We start from the raw sequence: 15262 nt of genomic DNA on the forward strand, positions 1-15262 counted from the left end.
CGACAACAAGACCATGAAGCTGTTTTCATTTTTCGTTTCGTTCTGTCTGCTCAGCCAGTTCGCCGGCGCCCAGACGCCGATCCGGGTCAGGAACCCGGCAGCGGTGCCCCTCACCGAACAGGTCATCGAAATTCCGTGGGCTGCGGTAAAAAAAGCGTATCCCCGTATCGACACCGCCCATTTCCAGGTGGTGAAGCGGGGTAGCCGGCAACCCCTGGCCTACCAGCTGGAACGACGCGGTACGAAGGATGTGCAGCAACTACTGGTACAATTGTCCATTGGCCCCAACCAATCCGTTGACCTGATCCTGCAGGCGGGCAAATCAGCCCCGACATCGCCCAGAACCTACGGCCGCTTTGTTCCCGAACGCTTCGATGACTTTGCCTGGGAAAACGACCGGGTAGCCTTTCGTCTGTATGGCGCAGCCCTGAATGGCCGATCAGACAATGCGTATGGCACCGACATCTGGGCCAAACGAACCAGTCAGCTGATACTGAATAAATGGTACAAGGAAAATGATTACCACAACGACCACGGCGAAGGGCTGGATTACTACCACGTGGGGCTGACCCTCGGCGCGGGCGACATTGCCGTATTTCTGAACGATTCCCTCCAGTTCATACACAACTACCGAACCTGGGAAGTGCTGGACAACGGCCCCCTGCGCACCACCTTCCGGGTTCGGTTCGACCCCTACACGTTTCATGGCGTAACGGTTCGGGAAGTGCGAACCGTTACGCTGGATGCGGGCTCGCAACTCAACAAGGTGCAGGTACACATCGAGCAAACGTCGGGCAAAGCGTTGCCAATGGTGGTCGGCATCAGCCAGCGTAAAGAGCCCAGCCCGGTACTGCTCGACGAACAGGCCGGGGTGCTTGGCTACTGGGAGCCGGCACACGGAGCCGATGGTACACTGGGCATCGGTTGTGTATTTCCGGATACGCCCGTTCGGATGCTGACCCGATACGATCATCTGCTGGCCCGACTCGATGCGCCCCCATCCGGTGAGCTAACCTACTACTCGGGTGGCGCCTGGGACAAAGCAGGCCGGATCACCTCGAGCCGAGACTGGTTTGCCTACCTGCGTCAGTATGCGCAGCAACGCCGAAACCCGCCCCGTATCACGGTGGGGAAATAAAACCACTTCAGGACCATATCAGCCGCTGTCCGTTTGGGCAGGTTACGGCCCCTCCGTGCCCGACCAATGGCGACCGGCCATCTGCGCGCGCACAGAGGTAGCGTTGGCTGTACAGTGGCCCGTCTCCCGCCCATCGGCCCAGCGTCGAAAGGTGAAACCCGGACCACTGACCGGTACACCCGGCAAGCCCCTCAACGCTCGCTGAAATTGATAACTACGTTGTACCGGACATTGACCGGACGCCCGGCCTGCTTGCCGGGGTTCCAGGGGGGCATGCTTTGCACCAGCCGTACGGCTTCGGCCGCTTCAGTTGATCCCGGCCGGTTCAGTGCCCTGGCGGCTTCAATAATCCCCTGACTGGTGACCGTAAAGCTAACGAATACCTTACCGGTCTGCTTTACTTGCGCGGTGTCCTTTACCTGGCGCACCCTGCTTTTCATAAAGAACTCGTACGCTTTCATACCACCCACAAATTCGGGCGGCTGTTCGACTACCGTAAAGAGCGCCGTCTCGCGGGCCGGCTCTGTTTGTGCCCGAACGGAGCCCAGGGCTACGCTCAGTAGTACCGTCAGCAACGCATACCGCGCCGATCGACGCGTTTCAGGCCGTGATTTAGGGTTCATGTGGACGATGTTGGTGTACAGGATATGACAAGAGTAAGCCAAATCCAGCGCGCTTCAGCACGTAGAAGTACGGGTTTTGCGTCGCTACGGCTTCCCGATTTAGCCTGCGGCCTGTAGTGGCACGGCGGCTGTCAGGCCTAAGCGCCACCGCTGGCCCATCCCGTTAGCCATACGGTCCGCCATCGCGGCCAATCCCCAACGCGGGCGCTGGTAAGTACCCCAGTGAGCGCTCGTTGTTGGGCTTGCGGCTGCCATTAGCCTGAACAATCAGCCGTCAGCCAGCCGAAAATCAGTTCGTTCTTTCTACATTCACCGCCGGCAATACTGCCCGATCAACCCTGTATACCAACTAGTTCATGAAACGACCTGCCCTGACCTTACTTCCCGCCTTGCTGCTCGGGCTGGCTTCGCTGGCGACTGCCCAGTCTGTCTCGTTAAAACCGGTGTGGGAAACGGATACGACCCTGCGCACCCCGGAAAGTGTGTTGCTCGATCCGGCCCGGAACGTACTCTACGTGGCGTGTATCAACGGCGGCCCCACACTGGCCAACAACGGCAGTTACATTGCCAAACTGGGGCTGGATGGCAAGGTCATCAACCTGAAGTTTACCGACAAGCTGAATTCGACGAAGGGCATGGGTATATTGGGCAACAGCCTCTACGTCACCGAGATGACGCAGGTTGCCCAGATCGATCTGGCTACCGGAGCCGTGCAGAAGCGGTATCCGATCGAGGGGGCCAAGTTTCTGAACGACATCGCTGTCGACCCCAAAAAAGGGGTGATCTACATTACCGACTCCAACGACAGCAAAGTGTGGGCGCTGGCCAACGGCAAAACCAGCCTGGTGTTGGGCGAAGCGCCCCTAAAGGGCACAAACGGCCTCTTGTTCGAAAACAACCGCCTGCTGATCGGCAATGGCGACGGTTCGCTGCTTAGCTTTGATCTGGGCACCAAACAACTCAAAACCCTGGGCAAAGTATCGGGTGGTATCGACGGTATTGTAGCCCTGGGCAACAACACCTATATGGTTACCGAATGGGGCGGCAAGGTTTGGTACATCGGGGCCGACGGCACTTCGGATTTAAAGCTCGACACGTCAACCCAGAAAATCAGCTCGGCCGACATCGGCTACAACCCGGCAACCGGTGTGGTCTACGTGCCGACCTTTTTTCACAACACGGTTAAAGCGTACTCGATCCGGTAGCGATCTGGCGCCCCTAGTGCGCCTGTTGTCCGTCTGGCCCCGCCCCGGTCAGACGGACTACAGGCGGGCTGATTAGCCCCCCCACCTTCAGTCGAACAGCCCGTCGAATCAGCAACTTACTGCCTGGTATATGGGGTAGTCTTCCGGTTTTTCAGTCAACCAATTGGTCAGCGCACCAGGCCGCTACTCCCTGCTCAGGAACGCACGGGTAACGGTCAGCTGAAAAAACGCGGCTCATGTCCTTGTCTGTACCGGATTCTTTTCATTCCTTTAAGCCTATTAACCAAGTAGGCTACTAGTCCTACTACCCTACCGACCACTCGGACTTTTCCAATTAGCCAGTTCCTTTGGCCCGCCCCGGTGATTTAGTTGGCCCGCCTACCCAGCCCGGTATGCGCAGGTATAACTGAGATGAGCCGCTGGCGCGACCGGATCGGCGCCGGTTGATCGGGTACTTCTGATGTGGAGCGGTAATTTTTCCTAATTCCGACCCACGCTATTGTTGCCGTTCTGCAGCCGTGGTGTTATCCGGGTCATTCATCCAAAAACAACCTACATGATCGATCGAACACTTCTACCATTCCAGTTACAGCGCTGGTTCCGGCGCGGTCTGCCACTCGGCTTCGTGTGCCTCCTCACGATAAGCGCCTGGGCCCAAACCACACTTACGGGCACCGTGCGCGATGCCGCTACCAGCGAGGTGCTGGCCGGCGCTACGGTACAGCTTAAAGGGTCATCCATCGGCATCTCGACCGATGCCCAGGGTGGGTACCGGCTGAATGTGCCGGCTGGCACCGCGCAGCCCACGCTGGTCTTTTCGTTTATCGGCTACCAGCCCCTCGAAGAACGCGCAGGCAACCGGTCGGTGATCGATGCCAGGCTGACGGCGTCGAACAACGCCCTGAGCGAAGTGGTGGTGGTTGGGTACGGGGTGCAGAACCGGCGCGACATCACCACGGCCATTGGGTCGGTGCGGGCGCGGGACCTGGCCAACCAGCCCGTGGTGAGTTTCGACAACGCACTGGCCGCCAAAATCGCCGGGGTGCAGGTGGTTCAGACCTCCGGCGCACCGGGCGCGGCCCTGCAGGTGCGGGTACGCGGCACCGGTTCGATCAGCGCCGGCCTCGACCCGCTCTACGTAATCGACGGGGTGCCGCTTTCGCGCGATACCAAGTTTGCGACCGGCAGTACCAACACCCAGTTTCCCGATAACCCGATCAACGTGCTCAGTACGATCAATACCGATGATATCGAAAGTATCGAGGTGCTGAAAGACGCCAGTGCGGCCGCCATCTACGGCTCGCGGGGCTCCAACGGGGTTGTGCTGCTGACTACAAAGCGCGGCAAGGAAGGCAAAACAACCATCAGCTACGACACCTTCGTGGGTTTTCAGCAGGTCAGCAAGAAGCTGGATTTGCTCAATGCCTACGAATACGCGACGCTCAACGCCGAAGCCAAAAACACGGCTTACCTCGATCGTAACCCAACGGGTAAGGCCACCGACCCCAACGAGGTTCGGAACGTGGGGGTCGGCGCGCCGAGCACGCTGATTCCGCCCCAGGTAGTGCCTTATTTGTCGGGGCAGGCCGGCCTCACCAATACCGACTGGCAGGATGCCATTTTCCGGCAGGCCCCCATTCAGAACCACACCCTGTCGATCAGTGGGGGCACCGGCACGTCGGACCGGGCCAGTGTGCGGTACTATGTGTCGGGCAATTACCTCGACCAGCAGGGCATCGTCATCAATTCGGGTTATAAACGCTACGGCGGCCGCGCCAATCTCGACATCAGGAGCGGGCGTCTCTCGGTCGGGCTGAACCTGAACCCCACCTACTCGCACCACGATCTGATCAAGGCCGAAGGTCCGTATCTGGCCGACGGGGTCATCGGGCTGGCCCTGCAGCTCGCCCCTATTTTCCCGGTCTACAACGCCAACGGTACTTACAACTTCGATGGCAACGGCTGGGGCTACGGCGCTACGTCTATCCTGAACCCGGTGGCGGTAGCTAACGAAGTAAAGGACAAGCTGAACCAGCTGCGACTGCTGGGCAGTGCCTACGCCCAGTACGACATTACCAAAGGCTTATCGTACCGGCTGAGCGTTGGCACCGACATCAACAATTTCCAGCGCGATTATTACCGGCCGTCGACGGTGGAGATCCGGGACCGCAAAGGCCCGTCTATCCCAACGGGTTTCTCCCGAACCCAGAACTACGTCAACTGGCTGGTGGAGCATACGCTGAACTACAACCGACAGTTTGGCCCCCACACGGTATCGGGCCTGGCCGGTTTTTCAGCCCAGAAAGACCGCCGGACGGCTTCGGAACTAACGGCCACCAACTACCCCAACGACCTGGTGCCCACGCTCAATGCCGGACAGGTCACGGCGGGCAGCTCGGATATTCAGGAGTGGTCGCTGCTGTCGTACATCGGCCGGGCCCAGTATGACTACCTGGGTAAGTACCTGCTCTCGGCGGCCGTGCGGGCCGATGGCTCTTCGCGCTTCGGGTCGGCCAACCGCTGGGGTTATTTTCCGAGCGTGTCGGCGGGGTGGAACGTCTCGCAGGAATCGTTTCTGAAAAATGTATCCTGGCTGAGCGACCTGAAGATCCGCGCCAGTTACGGCCTGACAGGCAACTTCCAGATCCCAAACTACGGATCGGTCAGTTTGCTCAACTACCAGAACTACGTGCTGGGGGCCGAATCCATCGTGAGCGGGCTGGCTCCCGGCAACTCGGCCAACGACCGGCTGCGCTGGGAAAAAACGGCCATGCTCGATGTGGGCTTCGACGCTAATTTCTTCCGCAACCGGCTGAGCCTGACCGTCGATTACTACAACGCCAACACCTCCGATCTGCTGCTGAACGTACCTGTTCCGCGTGCCTCGGGTTTCAGCACCGAACTTCAGAACATCGGGAAGGTCAACAACCAGGGTATCGAACTGACGCTCGGCACCCAGCAAACCTTCGGACGGCTGGGCTGGACCGCCAATGTGAACCTGGCCGCCAACCGCAACGAAGTGCGGGCCCTGGGCGCGTCGGGCGATCCGATTATCGTGTCGGGCGGGGTGGCCGGTGCGCAGTTCATCACCCGCATCGGCGAGCCAATCGGGCAGTACTGGACCATGTTGTACGACGGCGTATTTAAGAATCAGGCCGAAGTCGACGCCTACCCGCATACCTCCACCACGCGCCCCGGCGACTTCCGGTTTATCGACGTGAACGGCGACAAAAAAATCGATTTCAGCAGCGACCGCACCGTCACGGGCAGCTATTTTCCGAAATACACATTTGGCTTTACCACCCGTTTCACATACGCGGGTTTCGACCTGGGGGCCACCGTGCAGGGGGTACAGGGCAATAAAATCCTGAACCTGATCCGGCGCTACGTCTTCAACTCGGAGGGTAACGGCAATCAGTTCCGGGGGGCGCTCGATCGCTGGCAGTCGCCCGACAACATAGGCAATGGCCTGGTCAACCGGGCCAATCGCCTGTCGACGGGATCGAACGGTGAAATCTCCACCTGGCATATCGAAAACGGCTCGTATGTCCGGATCCGTACGATTACGCTGGGCTATACGCTGCCCAATACGATGCTGCAGCGGCTGAAGCTCAACCGGGCGCGCCTGTATGTGACCACCCAGAACCCGTTTACGTTCACGAAATACACCGGGTATAACCCCGACGTGAGCGCCCGCCCCGACAATGCGCTGTCGCAGGGCGAGGACTACGGCACCTACCCGCTGGCCCGGACCACTTCGATCGGTTTAAACCTTAGTTTCTAACCCACCCTCACCATGCAATCGTCGTTTCATCGATTTACGGCACCCCTCACCGGTGCCCTCACGCTGTCGCTGCTGCTGAGCGCGTGCCAGTCGAACTTTCTGGACCTTACCCCCCAGTCGCAGCCCAACGCCGACAATTTTTACCAGACGGCCAACGATTTCAACAATGCCGTCAATGGCGCGTACGATGTGCTTCAATCGAGCAACCAGTACGGGGGCGACTTCAACACCCTGCTCGAAGCCCGCAGCGATAATGTGCTCGACAACGACCCCTCATCGAACGCCGGCCTGCGCTACAACATCGACCGCTTTATCGAGCCAACCACCAACACCATTCTGCGCGATACGTGGGGAAGCCTGTATGCCGGCATCAACCGCACCAATCAGATTCTGGACAAAATTGACGGGGCCGGCCAACCGGGAGCGGGCCAGCCGGGGACCGGTATCGATGCTGGCCTGAAAGCCCGCTACAAGGGCGAAGCGCAGTTTATCCGGGCCCTGTCGTATTTCAACCTGGTGCGGTTGTGGGGGGCGGTGCCGCTCGTCCTTAAAGCCGGCAGTACCGCCGACGCCCGGACCTATACCCGCAATCCGGTGGCCGATGTGTATGCCGCCATCGAGAACGATTTGACCGATGCGGCCGCCGGCCTGCCCGCCACCTACACCGGAACAGATGTAGGCCGGGCCACCTCGGGGGCGGCTAAAGCGCTACTCGGCAAGGTGTATATCACCCAGAAAAAGTTTGCCCAGGCTGTGCCGGTGCTGCGCGAGGTCATTGCCGCGGGCACCTATCGGCTGCTGCCCAATGTGGCCGACGTGTTTCTGGTTACCAATAAAAACAACGCCGAAATTCTGTTCGCCGTGAAGTTCAGGAAAGGTGTCGGCGGGGCGCTGCCCGAGGGGCATGGCCTGTTCTACGGCACCAATATCGGCGACAATATTGAGCCTTCGCTGCGGGCGGCCTACCCGGCCGGCGACAAGCGCCAGCCGCTGACCGTGCAGATTCCGGTGCCGAGCAATGTAAACGTGGTGCCGCGCAAATGGTACGACGAGGTGTCGGCTACCAACGATGTGGGCAACGATGTGCCGGTGCTGCGCTATGCCGATGTACTGCTGCTTTACGCCGAAGCCCTCAACGAAGTGGGCTACCAGGCCACGGGCGATGCGCTTACCAGCCTCAACGCCGTACGGAACCGCGCCGGCGCCCCAGTCTATACGGCGGCACAGCTGGCCACCCAGGCCGCCTTCCGGGATGCCGTGCTCAACGAACGGCGGCTGGAACTGGCACTCGAAAACGACCGCTGGTTCGATCTGGTTCGGACCAATACCGCCGTCAGTGCGCTGCAGGTCACCAAGATTACGGTGCCGGCCAATCGGCTGCTGTACCCGATTCCGCAGGCCGAAATCGATACGTACAACAATCCGGCAACGTTTCCGCAAAACCCGGGCTACTAGCCCATACGAAGCAGCTGACCGTTCCGGTCGTCGGGGACTATACCGCTCCGATGGCCGGAACAATTTTTTTGGGGGCACTGGCGCAACCGGCGGTCGCTCAGGGCTCAGGCACGTACCAGAACGGAATGGCAATCAGCTCGTCAGGTATTTTTTTGCGGGGATCGGCCAGTGCTACCCGAACCAGGTTTCGACCCGTTTTCAGATTACCCGGTACCAGCACCGTCTGCCAGCCGCGCTGCTCCTGCGGGCCGGCTTTGGTAAACAGCAACTCCGTACGGGCCAGGGTCGAATCGTTGACCGTGATGCGAATCAGTTTGTTGATCTGCTGCTGACTCCACGACGCAAACGCCCGACGCAGGGCCGGTCGCGACAGGGTGTCGCTCCAGGCCGGTTCGGGCGCAATGGCCGTGAGCAGCGTATCGAGTGCCTTGGGATAGGCGATGAACAACCGTAGATACGGCTCCCGGATCACATCCGACTGGATCGATGCCCGGTCGACCAGGGCGCCATCGGGTCGCTGGGTATCGTAAGTGGTTGGGTCGACATACAGACTGTCGATGCGGGCGGTAAAAAGATGTCGGGTGTTCAGCAGCGAGGTCCGACCGTTGCTGCGGGCAATATCGGAGATGATTTCAAACGCGAACAGCACAAAGAACACAAGCGAGAAAAGCGCAATCGTCTGAAAGAACCGGCCCGGCTGGATGTTGCTGTACAGGGTATTGGTCACGTACGACGAGTGTTTGTAGGTACCCAGGGTAAACGCGCGCCCGATTCGGGTTAGCTGGTAGTTGAGCCGAATCCCCCGGGGCGTTTCCTTGATTTTTTTCTGGCTCAGCAGGATAGCGGCCACCATGTACAGCAGATACAGGCCAACACAGGCGATCTTGATACCGGTCCAGGCCTGGGCCGGTACAAAAGGCCGAATAACCAGATAAATAAGCATCGCGATCACATAAAACAGACCGATCACAATGAGGATAAAGACCATCTGAAACGCAATGGCAAACACGATGTTGCACCGCTTGTCGAGCCAGAGAATATACCGGTCGAGGGGCCCCAGCTCATCGGCCAGGCGCTGTTGCGAATAAGGGGTGGTAAACGGTATGCGGTTATACTGGATACCGCCGGGAAAAACGGCCAGCAGGCCGACCAGGCCCACCCAGAACGCCCGCATGACGAAGTTGGCCAGGAAGGCCACAAACAACACATAGCAGCTGGCACGAATGGTACTGTAGGCCAGTGTAGGCAACATAGACGCCATACCCGATGTCTGATCCAGGAGATTGAACCGCAGGTAGGTGTAGCCCGCATCGAGCAGGTCGGGCAGTTGCAGCATGGCAAACATAGCCACCCCGGAAATCGCAAGTTCAAGGTTCCAGCTCTGGGTGGTCAATTCCCGGAGCTTCTCCTGCTCATCGGGGGTAAGGGGGGTGTTTGGCGACGTAGTGGTTTCGGGCATAGCAGTTCGAGCGCCCGCGCGGCAAAGGCGCAGGCAAAAAACAACAGGTGGTTGGTCAGGTAATCTGCCTGCCGGGCCAGAGGCAGGTTCGGGTGCCCGAAACCCGCCAGCCGGCCGGTTGGCAAACCGGCCAAAGAAAGCAAATCCGCGTCAATTACCAACCTGTATAGTGGCTTCGCCGGCGCCCCCCCCGATATTGTCTGACCCGCCCCCCTGAGCCGACATCCCGGCGCCAGCCCCCTAAAAGCGGGTTCGACCCGGTATCCCGGTAGCCGATAAAGCCGGCGTCACACGCTGTGCCCCGGTACGAATGGGGTAGGTCTCCCGAATGACCTTACCGGCCAGGGATCGCCCCGCCAGCCTTACCTACCGTACTCCGCTACTTAGGTACAATTACCCTTTAACAGCCTTTTAACAGGCATTTCAACTCCTTTTAACCTGACCCCGTCAGTTTTGCCCCTGTCGATCGGGCTGGGCCGGCCTGATAACCCGACTCCGGACGGACGCGGAATACCGACCCAGCCCATACGATCGACGGCGTACCAATTCTAGCACTGGGAAGTCATGACTATTTTACTCATCGAGCCCGACCCCGGGCAGGTGCCACCGATCGAAGCCAGTCTACAATCCCTGGCCCCTGCCCTGATGGTTGCCTACGACGGCCAGATCGGCTGGAAACTGCTCGCCAGCACGGGTTATGACCTGCTGATCCTGACACCGGAACTGGCGGGTATCGATGGGTTTGAGCTAATCCGATCCCTGCGGGCACAGGGTAGCCAGATCCCCGTTCTGGTGCTTGGCACGCCCGACCGCCCCGACCCCACCCCCGAAGCCACAGCCGCCATGCGGTTTGGCGCCACGGCGTTTTTGCCACGCCCCTGCGCACCCGAGCAGCTCCGGGCCTGTGCCCAGCGCCTTATCGGTACCCAATCCGATTGCTCATCCGACTGGCTGCAGGCCGCCGACCTGCAGTTCAACCTGCGGCAGCAGATTGCCTACCGCCAGAATCGGCCCATCGGCCTGAGTGCCCGGGAGAGTCGACTGCTCTGGTTGCTTATGCAACACCAGGGCTCACCCGTCACGAAAGCCCAGTTAATCAACGATGTATGGGACGGACAGGCCCAGCCCAATACCGTTGAAGTCTACATCAACGCCCTGCGCAAAAAGATCGACGGTAAGTCGGCACAGCGTTTGATCCATACGGTGCTTGGCCGGGGCTACATGCTGCAACCCCTCCCGCCCCCCGGCTAATGGCAACCCAACCCCCGGTTTTTCCTGCCATTTACACGCTTGCTCAACACTTAATTCAGTCTATCAATCATGCGCGTTGTTCTCTCCCTCCTGGCGCTTTCGCTGCTTGCAGCGGCCTGCGGCAAACACACCGAAGAGAAAATTCCGTCGACAGCCGCCGACTCAACCAGCAGCTACCTTACCGATTCTATCCGCAGCATCAACCCCGCTGGCGAACTGACCCTCAACGGAACCGTTACGTTCGATCAGGATAACGTGATCCGCGTTTTTCCGCTCGTCAGCGGCAACGTCGAAAAAGTCAATGTGGCGCTCGGCACCTACGTGCAGAAAGGGCAGGACCTGGCCCTGATCCGGTCGGGGGATATCTCCACCTACGTCAACGATTACCAGGCCGACAAGTCTGATCTGGCCGTAGCGCAGCAGACGCTTAAAACGGTGACGGCCCAGTACAAAGCCGGCTTTGCCTCGCAAACCGATTTTCTGACGGCGCAGAGCAACGTGAAAAAAGCGCAGGAAGAAGCGAGCAAATCGGCCAATATTCTTAAAATCTACGGTGGTACCAACACATCGGGGAACCCCTATTTCACGGTAAAATCACCTATTGCCGGCTACGTCGTCGAACGGAATATCAACGCCGGGCAGGATCTGCGCGCCGACAACCAAAACCCCCTTTTCACAATTTCAAATCTGCAGCAGGTGTGGGTCATGGCCAATGTGTATGAGCAGGACATCCCCGCTATCAAGCAGGGCGAAGCGGTCGATCTGACGGTGCTGGCCTACCCCGACCGGATCTTCAAAGGCACCATCTCCAACGTGAGCAGTGTGCTCGACGAACAGGCCCGGGTGCTGAAAGTCCGGATCGTACTCGACAACCCGCAGGGTTTGCTCAAGCCCGATATGTTTGCCACCGTACACGTACACTTGGCGCCAGCTACTGAGACGACCACGGGCCTGGCCGTACCCCAGAAAGCACTCGTTTTCGACCGCGACACGTACTACGTGATTCTGCAACAGCCCAACCAATCGTTTGCGCTTCGGGAAGTAAGCGTGGTCAGAAGCACCCCCCGCTATGTCTTCATCAAAGGCCAGGGCATCAAGGCCGGCGACCGGGTAGTTACCGAAGGTAGCCTGCTGCTGTACAACGACTTAACCGACTAACCGACTTTTTACAGGGGGCCTGACGGCTCCTTTTTCGGTATGAATACCTTCATTCGCTCCATTATCACCTTTGCCCTGAAAAACCGGTTCGCCGTTTTCTTCGGCATACTGCTCATCATTGTGGGGGGCGTTGTGGCGTTCCTAAATACGCCTGTCGAGACCTTCCCCGACGTCACCAACACCAATGTGGTGGTGATTACGCAGTGGCCGGGCCGGTCGGCCGAGGAAGTCGAACGGTTTGTGACCATCCCGCTCGAAGTCGAACTCAACTCGGTTCCGCGTAAGTCGACCCTCCGGTCGGTTTCGTTGTTTGGTCTGTCGGTGGTCACGATGATTTTCGAAGACGGGGTCGACAACTTCACCGCCCAGACCAACGTGGCCAACCGCATTGCCAGCGTCGACCTGCCCGATGGTGTAACGGCCGATGTGCAGCCGCCCTACGGACCAACCGGCGAGATTTACCGCTTTACGCTCGAAAGCAAAACCAAAGACGTAACCGAACTGAAAACCATTCAGGACTGGGTTATCGAACGGCAGATCAAAAGCGTACCGGGCATTGCCGATGTGGTGAGCTTCGGCGGTAAGGTAAAGACCATCGAGGTAAGCCTGGACCCGACCCTGCTGGCCAATTACGGCTTCACGGCCCTCGATGTCGACCAGGCCATTCAGAAAAGCAACATCAACGTGGGGGGCGATGTGATCAAGCAGGGCAACCAGTCGCTCGTGGTGCGGGGCATCGGCCTGCTCAACAACCCCGACGACGTGGCCGGTATCATTATCGACAACGTCAACGGCGTACCCATTAAAGTGCGCGATGTGGCATCGGTGAAAGAATCGTTTCAGCCCCGCCTGGGCATCGTCGGCCGCGACAAGCAGGACGATGTGGTGGAGTGCATCGTGGTGATGCGCAAGGGCGAAAACCCCAACGATGTGATTCCGGCGCTGAAAGCCAAGATCGATGAGCTGAACAAGTCGATTCTGCCCCGTGATGTCAGGATCAAAACGTTCTACGACCGCACCACGCTTAACAACTACACGCTGCATACGGTGGGCGAGAATGTGGCCATGGGCATTTTTCTGGTCACCCTGATTCTGCTGATCTTCCTGGCCGACTGGCGCACCACGCTGACCGTGGCAGTGGTCATTCCGCTGGCGCTGCTCTTTGCCTTTATCTGCCTGCGGCTGCGGGGTATGACTGCCAATCTGCTCAGCATCGGCGCGCTCGATTTCGGCATCATTATCGACGGGGCTGTCGTTATGGTAGAAGGGCTGTTTGTCATGCTGGCTACCCGGGCCGAACACCTGGGCATGCTTACATTCAACGGCCGCGCCAAGCTGAGCTGGATTGCCCGCACCGCAACCGAAATGGGCCGGTCGATCTTTACCTCGAAGGTCATTATCATTACCGCGCTGCTGCCCATTTTCACCTTCCAGAAAGTCGAAGGAAAACTGTTCAGCCCCCTGGCCTGGACCATTGGTTTTGCGTTGCTGGGCTCGCTGATCGTGACCCTCACGCTGATTCCGCTATTGTGTAGTCTGCTGCTGAAGAAAAACGTGCGGGAGCGACACAATCCGCTCGTGGAAGGGCTCACCAAAGGCTACCGGCCGGCGCTGCTCTGGGCCATTCGCAAACCCCGCACCATCATCGGCATTGCCGTAATGGCGCTGGCATTTTCGCTCTACCTTTTCAAATTCCACATCGGCTCTGAATTTCTGCCGCAGCTCAACGAGGGCTCTATCTACGTGCGGGCCAGCCTGCCCTATTCCGTTGCCCTCGACGAGAGCTACGCGTACACCAAAAAATTCCGGGCTATTTTCGAGGAGTTTCCCGAGGTACGCGGAGTGATTTCGCAGACCGGCCGGCCCAACGACGGCACCGACCCAACGGGCTTCTTCAACAACGAATTTTTCGTTGATCTGTACCCCAAAGAAGACTGGAAACGCGACATTACCAAAGAGCAGCTCATTGAGGAGATGCAGCACAAGCTGGCCCGCTTCAAGGGCGTTAGCTTCAACTTTTCGCAGCCCATCTCCGACAACGTAGAAGAAGCGGTGTCGGGTGTGAAGGGGTCCATGGCAATCAAGATTGTCGGGCAGGATCTGAACGTGCTCGACGCCGAAGCTACCAAAACGCTGAACGTCATGAAAACCATTCCGGGCGTCAGCGATCTGGGCGTGTTCCGCAATCTGGGGCAGCCCGAGTTCCGCATCACCCTCGACCCGCAGAAGCTGGCCCTCTACAATGTACCTACCGAAGATGCACAATCGGTAATCGAAACGGCCATTGGGGGCAAAACCGTTACGCAGTTCTACGAGGGCGAACGCCGGTTCGACATCAAGGTGCGCTACGACGAACGCTTTCGCTACTCGCCCGACCTGATCGACAACCTGCTGGTGCCTACCCGGTCGGGGAGCAAAATCCCGCTGAAAGAGCTGGCCGCTATCGGCACCCGGTCGGGACCGGCCTTCGTCTACCGCGAAAACAACGCCCGGTTTATTGCCATCAAATTTTCGGTGCGGGGCCGCGATCTGGGCAGTACCATTGCCGAAGCGCAGCAGCAAGTGGGCAGCCGGGTGAAGCTACCCGACGGTTACCAGATGCGCTGGGCGGGCGAGTTCGAAAACCAGACCCGGGCCGAGCGGCAGCTGGCCATCGTAGTGCCCATCAGCATTACGGTTATTTTCCTTATTCTGCTGTTCACCTTCGGCAGTGCCATCGATGCCGCGCTCATTATCCTCAACGTGCCGTTTGCCCTGATTGGCGGCATGCTGGCGCTCTGGCTGACCGGTATCAACTTCAGCATTTCGGCGGGAGTTGGTTTCATCGCGCTCTTTGGCGTGTCGGTGCAGGATGGCGTTATTCTGGTCAACCGCTTTAAGGAAAACCTCCACGAAAAAATGCCCATGCTCGACGCCGTGCGGGAGGGGGCGCTGTCGCGGGTACGACCCGTGGTGATGACCGCCATGATGGCCTCGCTCGGGCTGCTGCCGGCGGCCCTGTCGACCGGTATCGGCTCCGAAACGCAGAAACCGCTGGCCACGGTGGTGATCGGGGGCCTGATCACCTGTACGATTCTATCGCTGCTGATTCTGCCCGTGATGTACAACCTCATCCACGGCCGGCGCATCCGGCGGCAGGCCGATCGGCGCAATAAGGTCTGAGTCGTTCCCTATGAATCGAAACGCCCG

At 59.0% G+C, this 15262-nt stretch carries 9 protein-coding genes; 7 read left to right on the forward strand and 2 right to left on the reverse strand.

Going from position 1 to position 15262, the window contains the following annotated elements:
* Nucleotides 1-13 precede the first annotated feature (13 nt).
* Nucleotides 14-1138: a DUF4861 family protein gene (locus ACYVAC_RS17445; RefSeq protein ID WP_461099045.1), complete on the forward strand. Its 1125-nt coding sequence runs from the start codon at nucleotides 14-16 to the stop codon at nucleotides 1136-1138.
* 191 nt (nucleotides 1139-1329) lie between these two features.
* Here the strand turns inward: ACYVAC_RS17445 and ACYVAC_RS17450 are convergent, their stop codons facing one another.
* The gene (locus tag ACYVAC_RS17450; RefSeq protein ID WP_461099046.1) at nucleotides 1330-1761 is read right to left on the reverse strand and encodes an energy transducer TonB; all 432 of its coding nucleotides are present in this window, start codon (nucleotides 1759-1761) and stop codon (nucleotides 1330-1332) included.
* Between the two features lie 356 nt (nucleotides 1762-2117).
* On the opposite strand from ACYVAC_RS17450, the gene ACYVAC_RS17455 reads away from it, so the two are divergent.
* From ACYVAC_RS17455 to ACYVAC_RS17465, 3 genes are all read left to right on the forward strand, one after another.
* Nucleotides 2118-2966, forward strand: a complete 849-nt coding sequence (locus ACYVAC_RS17455; RefSeq protein ID WP_461099047.1) for an SMP-30/gluconolactonase/LRE family protein — start codon at nucleotides 2118-2120, stop codon at nucleotides 2964-2966.
* A 556-nt stretch (nucleotides 2967-3522) separates the two neighbouring features.
* Nucleotides 3523-6750 carry a SusC/RagA family TonB-linked outer membrane protein gene (locus ACYVAC_RS17460; protein ID WP_461099048.1) on the forward strand — a complete coding sequence of 1076 codons (3228 nt, stop codon included), beginning with the start codon at nucleotides 3523-3525 and terminating at the stop codon, nucleotides 6748-6750.
* A gap of 12 nt (nucleotides 6751-6762) precedes the next feature.
* Nucleotides 6763-8205 carry a RagB/SusD family nutrient uptake outer membrane protein gene (locus ACYVAC_RS17465; RefSeq protein ID WP_461099049.1) on the forward strand — a complete coding sequence of 481 codons (1443 nt, stop codon included), beginning with the start codon at nucleotides 6763-6765 and terminating at the stop codon, nucleotides 8203-8205.
* A gap of 97 nt (nucleotides 8206-8302) precedes the next feature.
* Here ACYVAC_RS17465 and ACYVAC_RS17470 read toward each other — a convergent pair whose 3' ends face one another.
* Entirely contained in the window at nucleotides 8303-9664 is a 1362-nt protein-coding gene (locus ACYVAC_RS17470) for a hypothetical protein (protein WP_461099050.1), read from the reverse strand.
* 564 nt (nucleotides 9665-10228) lie between these two features.
* Here ACYVAC_RS17470 and ACYVAC_RS17475 point away from each other — a divergent pair.
* The 3 genes from ACYVAC_RS17475 to ACYVAC_RS17485 all read left to right on the forward strand — a co-directional run bounded on the left by ACYVAC_RS17475 (nucleotide 10229) and on the right by ACYVAC_RS17485 (nucleotide 15235).
* Nucleotides 10229-10915 (forward strand): response regulator transcription factor, encoded by a 687-nt coding sequence (locus tag ACYVAC_RS17475; RefSeq protein WP_461099051.1) that lies wholly within the window; start codon nucleotides 10229-10231, stop codon nucleotides 10913-10915.
* 69 nt (nucleotides 10916-10984) lie between these two features.
* Nucleotides 10985-12073: an efflux RND transporter periplasmic adaptor subunit gene (locus tag ACYVAC_RS17480; protein WP_461099052.1), complete on the forward strand. Its 1089-nt coding sequence runs from the start codon at nucleotides 10985-10987 to the stop codon at nucleotides 12071-12073.
* A gap of 39 nt (nucleotides 12074-12112) precedes the next feature.
* Complete coding sequence (locus ACYVAC_RS17485) at nucleotides 12113-15235, forward strand: efflux RND transporter permease subunit (RefSeq protein ID WP_461099053.1); 3123 nt, start codon at nucleotides 12113-12115, stop codon at nucleotides 15233-15235.
* Nucleotides 15236-15262: the final 27 nt, after the last annotated feature.

The organism is Spirosoma luteolum (assembly GCF_054778875.1).